This window comes from Streptomyces sp. NPDC002076 (assembly GCF_053593835.1).
Genome location: NZ_JBSFDI010000012.1, coordinates 136,201 through 149,352, shown reverse-complemented (window position 1 = coordinate 149,352; position 13,152 = coordinate 136,201). Strand labels below are relative to the sequence as shown.

Sequence of the window (13,152 nt, the reverse complement as noted above, 5' to 3'; positions counted from 1 at the left end):
GGTTGGCAAAGCGGTGAGTTGTGCCCCGGCGTGCTCCGGCTTGCCAGGGCGTCGTCTTGAGTACGTCGTCGAGTCTCGCGGCCGGCGGGCTGTGGCGCGCTGGTGCGAAGCCCCCTCTTTCCCGGGGGAAAACCCCACCCCGCCGGTGCGGTCGGCCGCCCCCCCAGCGGCGTAAAGCCAGGTTAAGGACCGGGCCCCGCCCCTCTCGTCCTCCGCCGGAACGAACCCTCCCCGAGCCGTAGTACGGAGGTACCCCTAGGGGTGGTCCACCCCTAGGCGGAGATCCCCTCGGGGTCGTCTCCACCCTTCGGTGCGGAAAGCCTCCACCCTGCCGTCGCGTCAGGGTCAAGTTCCGGCTGCCGTGGGAAGCTGTCGTACCGGACATAGGTGCAAGGGGCACGGGAGGGGATCCGGTGGGGGGCACGACACCCGCGATACGCGGCGGCGAGGTCCACAGGCAGGACACCCGGCGCCGGGGCGCCGTCGTCGCCGCGCTGATGCTGGCGATGGCGCTGGCCGCGCTGGACGCCACCATCGTCTCCACCGCCGTACCGCAGATCGTCGGCGACCTCGGCGGGTTCTCCGTCTTCTCCTGGCTCTTCTCCGGCTATCTGCTCGCCGTGACCGTCACGCTCCCCGTCTACGGCAAGCTGTCCGACACCTTCGGCCGCAAACCGGTGCTGGTGACGGGCGCGGTCGTGTTCCTGCTGGGCTCGCTGCTGTGCGCGGGCGCCTGGAACATGGCGGCGCTGATCGCGTTCCGGATCGTGCAGGGGCTCGGCGGCGGGGCGTTGCAGGGCACCGTGCAGACCCTGGCGGCCGATCTGTATCCGCTGGCCGAACGTCCGAAGATCCAGTCCAAGCTGTCCACGGTGTGGGCGGTGTCGGCGGTGGCCGGGCCGGGGCTCGGCGGGGTGCTCGCCGCGTACGCCGACTGGCGCTGGATCTTCCTGATCAACCTGCCGATCGGCGCCGCCGCGCTGTGGCTGATCGCCCGTCATCTGCATGAGCCCGAGCGGGAGAAGCCGGAAGACGGCACCTACGCGCGCGTGGACTGGGCCGGCGCGCTCGCGGTGTTCGCGTGCGGCGGGGTGCTGCTGACCGCGCTGGTGCAGGGCGGGGTCGCCTGGCCGTGGCCGTCGGCGCCCTCGCTCACGCTGTTCGGCACCGGTCTGGCGCTGGCCGGGGTGGTGGTCGTGGTGGAACGGCGGGCCGCACAGCCCATCATCCCCGGGTGGGTGTGGCGGCGCCGGACCATCGCGGCCGTCAATCTGGCGCTCGCCGCGCTGGGCCTGCTGATGGTGGCGCCGAGCGTGTTCCTGCCGACGTACGCGCAGTCGGTGCTCGGACTCGCGCCGGTGGCCGCCGGTTTCGTGCTGTCGGTGTGGACGCTCAGCTGGCCGGTGTCGGCGGCGCTCAGCCAGCACGTCTACCGCCGCATCGGCTTCCGGGACACCGCGCTGCTCGGCATCGGTGTGGCCGCGCTGATCCTGTGCGCGTTCCCGTTCCTGCCCTACCCCGGCTCGTGGTGGCAGCCGACGCTGCTGATGCTCCTGCTGGGCGCGGCGCTCGGGCTGTTCCAGCTGCCGCTGATCGTCGGGGTGCAGTCGACGGTGGGCTGGTCGGAGCGGGGCACCACGACCGCGTCCGTACTGTTCTGCCGGCAGACCGGACAGACCCTGGGCGCCTCGCTGTTCGGCGCCGTCGCCAACGGGGTGCTGGCCGCGCGGCTGGGCGGGGCCGGGGACCTGGACTCCGTCACGCGCGCGTTGGACGCCGGTACGGCCCCCGAGGCGACCCGGCGCGCTATCGCCGACGCGGTGCACGCGGTCTACCTCGGCGCGGCGGCCGCGGCGGCCCTGGCCTTCCTGGTGCTGCTGCTGGTGGCGCCGCGGCGGTTCCCGGTGCGCGAGGAGTGACCCCGCCCGCCGGCGTGTGCCACGAGAGCGCAGGTTAACGCCGGTAACACGCCCTCCCGGCGCGGGTTTTCCGTAGTAAGCGCATACCGACTGGCCAGTTTGGTGAAAACGTCGCACGGCCCGGAACTCGCGAGTAGCGTGCGTGGCTCCACGCCCCCACCTCCCTGCGGTCCGCCGCCACGGACCCGAGCCGCGCAAGGAGCCCCGGGATGTCCTACGACCCGCCGCGCCCGTCATACACCCCGTCCCATCCGCCCTACGAGCCGCCCCGCCCGCCGTACCGACCGCCCCACCACGCCTACGGCGCACCGTCCCCCTACGACCCACCCCCCTCCGCCTCCCTCACCTACCCCTGGCAACCCCCACCCCCGCGGCCGACCCGCCCGGACCGCCGGCCGCCCCGTGAACCCCTCGGCCACCACAGCGACCTGCGGGTGCTGCGCAGCGCCTACCGCTGGCAGCGGCGTACGGCCACACTCACCGCGCTGGGCTACTTCACGCTGTTCCTCGTGCTGTCCGCGGCCGCGCCCGGCGTGATGACGCGCACGGTCGCCGACGGCATCCCCGCCGGCCTGCTGCTCGCCGTCATCCAGATCCCGGTCACCTGGCTCGCGATCGCCCTCTACGAGCACACCGCGCGCCGGCACGTCGATCCGCTCGCGGACCGCATCCGCAAGGAGGCCGAACTGAACGCCCGCCGAGGAGCGGTCCGATGACCGCCGCCGCCGGCACTCCGGCCGTGGGAGGCTTCGCCGGTTTCAGCGGCACGGCCCAGTCCATGTCCCTGGTCGCCTTCTCCACCGTCGCCACGGTGACCCTGCTGCTGTGCGTGATGACCGGCCCCGACCGCGACGACCTCGACGAGTTCTACACCGGCTACGGCTCCCTGTCCCCGCTGCGCAACGGCCTCGCCATCGCCGGGGACTACATCTCCGCGGCCACCGTCCTCGGCACCGGCGGAGTGATCGCCCTGTGCGGCTACGACGGAGTCGTCCTCGCCCTGAGCACCGCGCTGTCGCTGATGCTGCTGATGTTCCTGCTGGCCGAACCCCTGCGCAACGCGGGCCGGTTCACCATGGGCGACGCGCTGGCCCGGCGGCTGCCGGGACGCAGCGTGCGCATGACGGCCTGCGCGGTGACGATCGCCGCGCTGCTGCCGCTGATGCTGGTCCAACTCGCCGGAACCGGGCAGCTGATGGCGTTCATCCTGGGCTTCACCGACGAGTCGCTGAAGACCGCGTGCGTCGTCGGGCTGGGCGCCCTGATGATCGCCTATGCGGCGATCGGCGGCATGAAGGGCACCGCCCTCATCCAGATCCTGAAGATCGTGATGCTGGTCGGGTCGGGCGCCGTGGTCGCCGTACTGATCCTGCGCCGCTTCGACTGGGATCCGGGCGCGCTGTTCACCGCGGCCTCGCGGCAGAGCGGCGCCGGGCCGGCCTTCCTGCGCTCCGGGCTGGAGTTCGGCACGTCGGGCAGGTCCCGCCTCGACATGATCGCCTCGGAGCTGACGGTGGTGCTCGGCGGCGCCTGTCTGCCGCACATCACCATGCGCATGTACACCGCCTCCAGCGCCCGCCAGGTGCGCCGCTCGATGTCCTGGGCGGTGTCGATCGTCGCGCTGTTCGTGCTGGTCATCACCGTGGTCGGGTTCGGCGCCACCGCGCTGGTCGGCCGTGCCGTGATCGCCGGGGCCGATCCGCAGGGCAACACCGCGTACCTGCTGGGCTCGCGGGCGGTCTTCGGCGCGGACGTGTCCACGGCGGAGACCTTCCTGTTCACCATGGTGACGACGGCGATCTTCCTGACCCTGCTCGCCTCGGTCGCCGGGATGATCCTCGCCTGCGCCAACTCCCTCGCCCACGACGTCTTCGCCGCCCGCGTGCAGGAGATGCCGGCCCCGCGCGAGATGGCCCTCGCCCGCGTCTCGGCGCTCGCCATAGGCGTGCCGACGATCCTGCTCGCCACCATGGTGCAGCACCACAGCCTGCAGCCCCTGGTGACGCTCTCCTTCTGCCTGGGCGCCTCGGCCATAGCGCCGGCCCTGGTGTACGGGCTGTTCTGGCGCCGCTACACCCGCAGCGGGCTGCTGGCGACGCTGATCGGGGGCACGCTGACCGTGCTGCTGCTCATGCCGGGCACCAACCTGGTCTCCGGCTCACCCGTCTCGGCGTTCCCGCACGCCGACTTCAACTGGTTCCCGTTCACCACCACCGGCATCGTCTCCATCCCGGCCGGCTTCCTCTTCGGCTGGCTCGGCACGATCGCCTCGGGCCGCACCAAGGCGGAACAGCAGCGGCACCAGTACGAGGCGGTGGAGGGGTGGATCCTGGCGGGGGCCGTACGGGAAGGGGGTGAGCCGACCGGAGCCGGGCTCGGGAGCCGGAGGCCGTAAGGGACGCTATTCCAGGGCCGCCCTGCCGGTCAGTGAGATCAGGCTGCTGCGGACCTGGTCCATGTGGGCCCGCACGTGGTCCCAGGTCTCGCCGTGCTCGCGCAGCACCTGCTCCGTCTCCCGGGCGATGTGTTCCTCGCGCACGCGCGCGTCGGCGAGGATCTCGACGGCACGCGCGCGTGCCTCCTCCTGGCTGCGGCGCGCGTACTCCTCGGCCTCCCCGAGGGCGCGCTCGGCGTCGGACAGCGCGGTCTCGGCCCGACTCACCCGCTCGGCGTGCCGGGCGTCCAGCTCGGCGGTCCGCTCGGCCTCCTCGCGCTCGGCCTCGGCCCACCGCTCGGCGTGCTCCCGGGACTGCTCGGCGAGCATGCCGGTGGTGCGCTGCCGTACCTCGCGCAACGCGGCGAGCGCCTCCGAGCGCCCTTCCTTCACCTCGCGCCGGGCGCCGACACGGATGTCGTCGGCCTCGGCGCGCGCGGCGAGGAGCCGCTGGCGGGCGCGTTCGTCGGCCTCCGCGCGGAGCGCGTCCGCCGCTTCCTGCGCCGTGCGGCGTACGCTCTCCGCGCGCGCTCCGGCCTGCGCGAGATGCTGTTCCGCTTCACACCGCGCGCGCTCGCGCAGGTCCGCCGCCATCTCCAGCACGAGCTGGTACACCCGCCGCGCGCCCTCCCCGAGCGACTCGTACGTCTGCGGTGCGAGCCGGGCGACGACCTCGCGCATCCGCGCGGCCTCCGCCTCCATGTCCTTGGCGAGCACGGTCAGCCGCGCGGCCCGTTCCCACGCGGCGTCACGGTCCTGCGACAGCTCCTCCATACAGGCGTCGACCTGCTCGGGGCGGTAGCCGCGCCCCCGGACGGTCACGAAGCCCTGCGGCGACACCGATGCGCTGCTCACCCTGGGAACCCCTCTCCACCGGACGTACACGACAGGATGATTTCGCGCATATCTTGATGGATCGGGCGTAAGTGTTCATAACGCGACACTCCGCTGTCACAGCACGCGCGAAACCCCGCACTACGCGATCGGTGTGGCGGGCAGGACCGGCTACAGCACGTCCTCCTCAAGGGTGACGATCACGCTGCGAACGGGCGCCAGTTCCGCCAGACGCGCCGCGTCCGCCGCCGTCGCGCGCCCCTCGGGCGAGGCGAACGCCGCGCGCAGCCCGTCCAGCGAGTCCCACTCCAGCGACGCGACCAGGTAGTACGGCACACCCCCGCGCACCGGCGCCGTCTCCCGGCCGAGCGTGTAGCGGCGCAGACCGGGCAGCCGTCGGCCGAGCGGGATGTGCACCTCGCGGTAGTGCCGGTCGAATGCCTCGGGGTCGGCAGGAGTCTCGTACAGCGCGAGGAAACGGACCGTCATCGGGCGGCCCTCCCATGGCGCGCGAGAACGGCGGCGCCCACCCGTTCGGCCGACAGGCACTCCAGATCGGCCGGCTCACTCCCGGCCGGGAACAGCCGCCGGCCCTGCCCCAGCACGACCGGGAAGGTCAGCAGCCGGTACTCGTCGGCGCGCGCCCGCTGCAACGCGCTGTTGACCGCCGCCACCGACGTCTCCAGCTGCTCGGCGACCTCGGCGGCGGAGAACTCCAGCACCTCGCGCAGCACCAGCACGGCCCGCTGCCGCGCCGGCAGCAGCTGCAGCGCCGCCACCAGCGCCAGCCGCAGATCCGCACGCGCCTCCACGTCGAACCGCGCCTCGGGGCACGGCTCCAGCCACGGCACCTGGGGCGCGGGCGTCAGCGGCGCGCCGGGATCGCCGGAGGGCGCACCCAGCCCGGACGGCAGGGGGCGGCGCGAACGGCTCTCCAGAGCGCTCAGACAGGCGTTGGTCGCGATGCGGTACAGCCACGTCCGCACGGACGCGCGCGTGGCGTCGTAGCGGTCCCGTGCCTTCCAGGCCCGCAGCATCGTCTCCTGCGTCAGATCCTCGGCCTCGTGGAACGAGCCCAGCATGCGGTAGCAGTACGCCACCAACTCGCCCCGGTACGGCTCGAAGTCCACCGGCCCATCGTGCCCTTCACGCGCGCGTGAAGGGCACGATCCGCTCACACCGGGCCGGCGTCGCCTACAGCAGCCCGTCCCACATCTGCTCCAGCAGCACCGACCACCAGCTCTCCGGCGAACCGAGCGCCGCCGGGTCCAGGGCGGCCAGCTGCGCCTGGAAGTCGACGGTCCAGCGGCCCGCCTGCTCCTGGTTCAGCCCGTACCGCAGGCGCCACATCCGGCCCAGCAGCGCCAGACAGCGCGCGAACTCCGGCAGCCCGGTGTTCACGAACTGCGGCGGCACCGGAGCCCCGCCCGGCCCCGCCTCCACCGGCACGGCCACGATGTTCGCCGTGCCGTACTGCACACAGATCGCCTTGCCGAAGTCGGTGCCCATGACGAGGTACGAGCCCGCGTCCGAGGCCGGCTGCACCCCGCGCTCGGCCGCCAGCTCCGCCAGCGTCGGCACCGGCCGGCCCGGCTGGGCCTGCGCCCAGAAGAACGGGCCCATGTCCACCGGCAGACCGGCCACGACCAGCGTGTGCGCCACGATCGGCGGCACACCCTGCCGCGACACCGCCTGCTGCTCGAACCGGAAGGCCCCCGGCCCGAACGCCGCCGCCAGCTCCTGCGCGATGCCCTCCGGCGGGACGGCCGGCGCGGCCTGCACCGGCGGCAGCGGCGCCCGCACCGGCGCAGGCCGCGCCGGCCCGTCCGCCACCTGGTGCAACTCGCCCTGGTGGGCCAGCAGTTGCCGCATGCCCTGCTGCCGGCTCGCGTGGTCCGTGCCGTACGGCGCGATGCTCGTGATCCGCGCCTGCGGCCACTGCTCCCGGATCATCCGCGCGCAGTAGGCACCCGGCAGCTCGCACGACTCCAGCTCCGTGTGCAGCTCCAGCACCTGGTCCGGCGGCACGTTCATCGCCCGCAGCTCGTGGAAGATCTGCCACTCCGGGTGCGGCGTACCCGGCGCCGAACGCCGGATCAGCTGCTGCTCCGAACCGTCCTGCGCGCGATAGCGCAGCACGGCCTGATAGCCGGGACCCACCGTCGGCTGCCCCTGCTGCGGATACCCGTACGCCGGCGGCTGCCCGGTCGCGCCTGGCGGCGGCATCGCACCCGGCGGCATCGGCTGCGGGGCACCCGGCACGCCCGGCGGCATACCGGGGGCGCCCGGCGCACCGAGTGCGCCGGGGGCGGGCGGCGGCGGGGGTGCGCCCGGACCGGTCACCGGGGGTGCGGCCAGCACGGTCTCCGCGTGGTGCACGGCCCCGCGCCCGCCATCCGGCGCGCCGGGCGCGCCGGGACCGGCAACGGCGCTCGGCGGCTGCGGGGCGCCGGGGAAGCCGGGAGCCGCGGGCACGCCCGGAGGCTGCGGTGCGCCAGGCACGGGAGGCATGCCCGGGGCGCCCGGAACCGGGGGAATGCCGGGCGGATTCGGCATGCCGGGGGCGCCCGGAGGCTGCGGTACGCCGCCGCCCATCTGGCTGGGGTCGGCCAGCACCGTGGCCGCGTGGTGCACGTTGCCCGAAGGCGCGGCAGGCGGATGGGGGGCACCCGGCGCATTCGGCGCGCCCGGCGCCTGCGCCCCGTCCGCACCACCCGGACCCTCGGGCCCCTCCGGCCCGAGCGCCGACACCAGCTGTGTCGGCACATACCCACCAGGCGCAGCCGGCGCGGGAGGCATCTCCGCGCTCCCCGGGCGCGCGCCCGGCGTACCAGGCGCACCCGGCGGCGGAGGCGGCGCACCCACACCACCGCGCGCCTTCTTCGGCGGCGGCGCGGCCTTGCTCGTCGCGGCATCCGCGATGTCCCCGGCATTCGGCGCGAGCCGCCGCCCCGGGGCACCCGTGTCGGCCGGAGGCTGCGGCACACCCGGCGCGGGCGCCTGGGGGTAGCCGTAACCCGGAGCACCCTGCGGAGCGCCTGGACCCTGCGGATAGCCGTAGGTCGGCGCGCCCGGGGGCGGCGGCGGGGGCGTGCTGCCCTGCGGAACGCCCGGCGCACCAGGAGCCGGCGGGTACGCGGGCCCGCCCGGCGGAGGCGTACCGGGGGCCGCCGGCGGCTGCGGGTGGCCATACGGCGGCGTACCGGGCGGCGGGGGCGTGCTGCCCTGCGGAACACCCGGCGCACCAGGAGCGGCGGGTGCCCCGGGCACACCGGGCGCGCCCGGCGCATATGCAGTGCCGGGCGCCCCCGGCGCACTCCCAGGGGCGGACGGGACACCCGGCGCGCCCGGTGGGAAGCCCTGCGCGCCCGGCGTGTTCGGAGTATCGAACGCCGGCGCGACCGCCGTCGGCGGCAGCTGGCTGCCCCCCGACATCAACGCCGTCTTCGCATCGGGCACGCTCACCGGCGGCCGCGGAGCCTCGTCCTCGGGATCGCTCAACGGCGGCGCGAACACCGTCGCGGGCAACGGCACCGAACGGTCGTCCTCACCGGACTCCGCGTTCGTGTCCGTACCGGCCCAGGGCGTGGCCCCCACCGGCACCTCCGCGGAAGGCGCACCCACAGGAGCAGCCGCCCCGGACGCGCCCGCCGGCACCCCGGCCTCCGTCTCCACCGGCCCCGCCCCACCGGACGAAGCCCCACCACCGGCGCCGACACCAGCACCGGCACCAGCACCACCGCCCGCGCCGGCACCGGACGACCCGGCACCCGCACCCGCACCGTCCTCGCCCCCCGGCCGCCGGTCCCCGATGCCCAGCTTGTCCGCCGCCTCCTGCAACCACTCCGGAGGAGTCAGCAGGAACGACGTCTGATTCAGATCCATCCGGGCGGCAGCCGGCGCCGGAACCGCGTCCTGCGACCCCTCCGCACGGCCGTACTCCTCCTCGTACCGGCGGATCACCTCACCCACCGGCAGCCCCGGCCACAGCGTCGCCTCCCCGCTGTCCCGGGCGATCACCAGCCGCTGCGCACCCGCGTCCGAACGCGGACCCTCCGCCCGGTCCTCGCCCCACACGACGAAACCCAGCTCGAACTCCCGCACCCGCACCTCACGATGCTGGTACGCGGGCACGTCACCGTTGATCCACTCCTCGGCGCGCTCCTGCGCCTGCGCGTAGGTCACCATCGCCTGAAGCTCACTCCCCCACCGGGCCGGAAGACGCCGCACCGGAAGCACCGGAAGACACCTGGACGACACGCGCGAAGCCGCCGTCCACCATCAGATTCGCCACCGTCTCCAACTCCGGCGGACTGCCCGCCAGCCGCGACAGAAAGGCGTCGAAATCATCGCCGCACGGCAGCAGCAGACGCTCCACCCGCTCCGCCGGCGACCACGACGGATCCACATCACGCACATCGTCGTACGCGCAGAACCACACCGAACCCGGCCGCTCGCCCTTCACCTTCACCGCGAGCAACCCGCCCTGCACGAACGCCACCCCGAGGTAATCCTTCGTCAGATGGTCGCGCAGACACTTGTTCACATACACCAGGTCATTGACCGCCGCCTCCTCACGCACCGTGAAGAACGGCTGGTCCAGCAGCAGACCCAACTCGGCGTCCAGCGCCGTACCCACCGGCGCACACCCGCCCGCCGCCTTCAGGAACGAGCGATACGCGCCCGGAAGCCGGTAACCGAGATCCTCCTCGACACCCTGAACCTGCGCCTCCGACACCGCCACACCCGACTTCGGCAGCCCGAAATGCGCCGGCCGCGTCTCCTGCAACGGCCGCGTCCCCCGCTTGGCGTGGTCCACCGCCGCCGTCGCCACCCCACCGTGATGCCGCAGCAACGCCTTCACCTCGACCGGAACCAGCTCCAGCCGCCGCGTCCCGGCCACGTGATGCCACGTCCAGCCGTGCGGCGTCGCCACATCCGGCACCGTGTCCCACAACTCGTGCCGCTGCGCCGCCCACGCCGCGTTCGCCGACACATAGTCCGTCAGCCGCAACTCGTCGACACCGAAACCCTCCGGCGGCTCGGCGATCTCCACCGCCACGCGCGCGTACGGGGAGAAATCCGGGTAACCACGCTCATCGACCCGTACCCCTCTCGGGTGACGCGCCGCCCGGACCGGATCCGGAAAGTGCACGACCTGCCCGGCGTAGGCCGCGTTCGGCGGCGCGGCTTGCTGCCCGAGCCGACCTGTCGTCATGGCGGTAGCCCCCTGCGGCGTTCTCTCTGGCCTCAAATCGGCGGTGTCGATCGCGGATGCCGACAGCCTATGCGGTACGCCAACCCCGGTCACCGGCCCACCACCTCCCCGGGCAGAGACCCCTCCGCTCACCCCGGACACCACCCTCCACCTCCGTGACCAGCCGTCACCCCACCGTGACGACCAGCCCCGACCCGGGCGTGTCGCACCGCCCCAGCTTCCGCACCGGCCACGGCATTTGGCACCCTGTGTCCTTCGGGGGAAGCCGGGGAACGCCCGGGGAGGGGAAAAACGATCATGAACACCTTGCGAACCGGAGGTACCGACGTGCGGTCCGGCGACCCACGCATCGGCTGGAGCGGCACCGACACACCCCCCGCCCCCACCCTCCACCACCGCCGCGACGGCATCCTGCCCACCGTCGCCGCCGCCCTCTCCGTCCGCGGCACCACCCTCACCGGCACCGCCGCCCGCAGCGACCAACCCCCACCCCTGCACCCCCTCGTCCAGGACTTCCTCGACACCCTCACCAGCGGCGAACGCGACCGCTTCACCGGCCGCTGCGCCGAAACCATCCTCATCTCCCGGCATCTCACCGCCGCCGACGCCGCACGCAGCAAACGCGCCGCCCGCAAACCCATGACCAACGGCGAAGCCCGCAAAGCCCTCAAACACGCCAAACTCACCGCCCGCCGCATACGCGAGGACGGCGACCCCCTCCACGGCAGCTTCGCCACCCCCTGCCGCGCCTGCACCGCCCTCAGCGCCCATTTCGGCGTCCGCATCGTCGACCCCACGGCAACCGACGACTGACAACCCCCCGTCAACACCAGCGACACCGCACCACCAGCGGACTCGACGAGAACGAAGGGCAGATGCACCCCGACCGCACCTCCACCACGCGCTTCCCCGTACTCGTCGACGCCGCCCTGCGCGCCGCCGGCTGGCAACCCGGACGCTGGGACATAAAGCAGGCAGAGATCTGGGCCGACACCCTGCGCGAACACACCTCACCCGCCGGACACCGGCACACCGTCTTCCCCGCCGCCGTCGAAGCCTGGGCCGAATTCGGCGGCCTCACCATCACCCCCGGCGGCCCCGGCCGCCAGATCGCCCCCGCCACCCTCCACCTCGACCCCCTCCACGGCCTCCACCACGCCCGCACCCTCGGCGACCTCGGCCGCGCCCTCGGCACCGAACTCTGCCCCCTCGGCGAAGAGACCGACACCGCCGCCGTCCTCGCCGTCGACACCGAAGGCCGCGTCTACACCCTCGACCACACCGGCGACTGGTACGCGGGCCCCGACATCGACCACGCCCTCACCACCCTCATCACCGGCATCGAACCCGTACGCCTCACCGCAGGCTGACCCCCCGCAGAGGACGCGCGCCTACGCCGCCGGAATCACCGCCGACACCCGGAAACCCCCCGCATCCGTCGGCCCCGACACAAACACACCACCCAGCGCCACGACCCGCTCCCGCATCCCGAGCAAGCCGTTCCCACCCGACGGCAACCGAGCCGCCGACGCCGACCCCGGCTCCGGCGGCGGCTCGTTCTCCACCTGCATCGCGATCTCCGACACCCGATGCGCCAGCCGCACATGCGTCTTCGCACCCGCCGCATGCTTGTGGACGTTCGTCAACGCCTCCTGCACCACCCGGTACGCCGTCTGCTCGATCTCCGCCGCATACGACCGCACCTCCCCCTCCACCGACAGCACCACGACCATCCCCGCATCCGCCGACTGCCCGACCAGCTCCTCCAGCTCCGACAGACACGGCCCCTCCACCCCGCCGTCCACCTCGGCCACCCGGGAAGCCGCAGCCGCAGCCGCCACCCCCACCGCCACCAACGGCACCCCCGGAGCCCGCCGCACCGGATCCTCCCCCGCCCGCAGCACCCCCAGCATCTCCCGCAACTCGGTCAACGCCTGCCGGCCCATGTCCCCCACCAGCGCCGCATTCCGCACCGCCTTCTCGGGATCCTTCCGCGCCACCGCCTGAAGCGCGGCGGCATGCACCACCATCAGACTCACCCGGTGCGCGACCACGTCATGCATCTCCCGCGCGATCCGCGTCCGCTCCTCGTTACGCGCCCACTCGGCCCGCTCCTCCGCCCGCTCGGCCAGCAACTGAAGCTCCCGCTCCAGACTGTCCGCCCGCTCCCTCAGGCTCTCCATCAACCGCCGCCGCGCCCCCACATACAAACCCAGCAGCACCGGCGGAGCCGTCAGCCCCAACGCCGTCGTCACCGCCGCGAACGGCACGAACCAGTCACCCAGCGTCAGGTCACCCCGCGCCATGTCCTGCCGCACCCGCACGAACGTCACGACCGCCGTCCCCACCAGCGACATCCCCGCCAGCGCCCCGATGATCCGGCGCGGCAGCTCACACGCGGCGAGCGTGTACAGGCCGACGATCCCCAGCAGGAACCCCATCTGCGCCGGCGTGATCGCGATGGCGACCAGCACGACGGCGATCGGCCACTTACGCCGCACGAGCAACACGGAGCCGGCGATCACCCCGAAAACGATCCCCACCAGCATCGGGATGCCGGCATCCCGGGCGAAGCCAACACCCTCCGCGCCGCACTCCACGGCGGACACCAGCGCGAGACTCCCGTCGAGTACCGCGCTGCGCCACCTGGCCCACCACCACGGCCCGGTCAGGGCCGTGGCGTGCTCTTCCCCCGTCGTGGTCATGCCTCCAGCCTACGGGCGTCGGCTGCGGCTTTTCCGGTGACT

10 protein-coding genes and 1 pseudogene are annotated in these 13,152 nt (G+C 73.5%); 5 read left to right on the top strand and 6 right to left on the bottom strand.

What is annotated here, in order from left to right; genetic code table 11:
* Nucleotides 1–413: 413 nt before the first annotated feature.
* The 3 genes from ACWCQS_RS25405 (at nt 414) to ACWCQS_RS25395 (ending at nt 4,314) form a co-directional block, all read left to right on the top strand.
* Complete coding sequence (locus tag ACWCQS_RS25405) at nt 414–1,919, top strand: MFS transporter (RefSeq protein ID WP_451006580.1); 1,506 nt, start codon at nt 414–416, stop codon at nt 1,917–1,919.
* Between the two features lie 209 nt (nt 1,920–2,128).
* Nucleotides 2,129–2,635 carry a DUF485 domain-containing protein gene (locus tag ACWCQS_RS25400; RefSeq protein WP_451006579.1) on the top strand — a complete coding sequence of 169 codons (507 nt, stop codon included), beginning with the start codon at nt 2,129–2,131 and terminating at the stop codon, nt 2,633–2,635.
* Nucleotides 2,632–4,314 (top strand): sodium/solute symporter, encoded by a 1,683-nt coding sequence (locus ACWCQS_RS25395; protein WP_451006578.1) that lies wholly within the window; start codon nt 2,632–2,634, stop codon nt 4,312–4,314. The genes ACWCQS_RS25400 and ACWCQS_RS25395 overlap by 4 nt, the downstream gene beginning before the upstream one ends.
* A gap of 6 nt (nt 4,315–4,320) precedes the next feature.
* On the opposite strand, the gene ACWCQS_RS25390 is transcribed toward ACWCQS_RS25395, so the two are convergent.
* The 5 genes and pseudogenes from ACWCQS_RS25390 to ACWCQS_RS25370 form a co-directional block, all read right to left on the bottom strand.
* The gene (locus ACWCQS_RS25390; RefSeq protein ID WP_451006577.1) at nt 4,321–5,208 is read right to left on the bottom strand and encodes a cellulose-binding protein; all 888 of its coding nucleotides are present in this window, start codon (nt 5,206–5,208) and stop codon (nt 4,321–4,323) included.
* Nucleotides 5,209–5,358: 150 nt separating this feature from the next.
* A complete protein-coding gene (locus ACWCQS_RS25385) occupies nt 5,359–5,676 on the bottom strand; it encodes an EthD family reductase (protein WP_388632052.1) in 318 nt (105 codons plus the stop codon).
* A 146-nt stretch (nt 5,677–5,822) separates the two neighbouring features.
* Nucleotides 5,823–6,317 (bottom strand): annotated as a pseudogene (locus tag ACWCQS_RS25380) (RNA polymerase subunit sigma-70); the annotation flags it as partial.
* Between the two features lie 64 nt (nt 6,318–6,381).
* Nucleotides 6,382–9,375, bottom strand: a complete 2,994-nt coding sequence (locus ACWCQS_RS25375; RefSeq protein ID WP_451006576.1) for an SUKH-4 family immunity protein — start codon at nt 9,373–9,375, stop codon at nt 6,382–6,384.
* Nucleotides 9,376–9,385: 10 nt separating this feature from the next.
* Nucleotides 9,386–10,405, bottom strand: coding sequence for an SMI1/KNR4 family protein (locus ACWCQS_RS25370; RefSeq protein ID WP_451006575.1), 1,020 nt, complete (start codon nt 10,403–10,405; stop codon nt 9,386–9,388).
* Nucleotides 10,406–10,702: 297 nt separating this feature from the next.
* Here ACWCQS_RS25370 and ACWCQS_RS25365 point away from each other — a divergent pair, with 297 nt between their 5' ends.
* Together ACWCQS_RS25365 and ACWCQS_RS25360 are read left to right on the top strand one after the other, a co-directional pair.
* Nucleotides 10,703–11,218 (top strand): YwqJ-related putative deaminase, encoded by a 516-nt coding sequence (locus ACWCQS_RS25365; RefSeq protein ID WP_451006574.1) that lies wholly within the window; start codon nt 10,703–10,705, stop codon nt 11,216–11,218.
* A 62-nt stretch (nt 11,219–11,280) separates the two neighbouring features.
* A complete protein-coding gene (locus ACWCQS_RS25360; RefSeq protein ID WP_451006573.1) occupies nt 11,281–11,775 on the top strand; it encodes an SUKH-3 domain-containing protein in 495 nt (164 codons plus the stop codon).
* Between the two features lie 21 nt (nt 11,776–11,796).
* Here the strand turns inward: ACWCQS_RS25360 and ACWCQS_RS25355 are convergent, their stop codons facing one another.
* On the bottom strand, nt 11,797–13,110 hold the full coding sequence (locus ACWCQS_RS25355) for a sensor histidine kinase (RefSeq protein WP_451006572.1): 1,314 nt from the start codon (nt 13,108–13,110) through the stop codon (nt 11,797–11,799).
* Nucleotides 13,111–13,152: the final 42 nt, after the last annotated feature.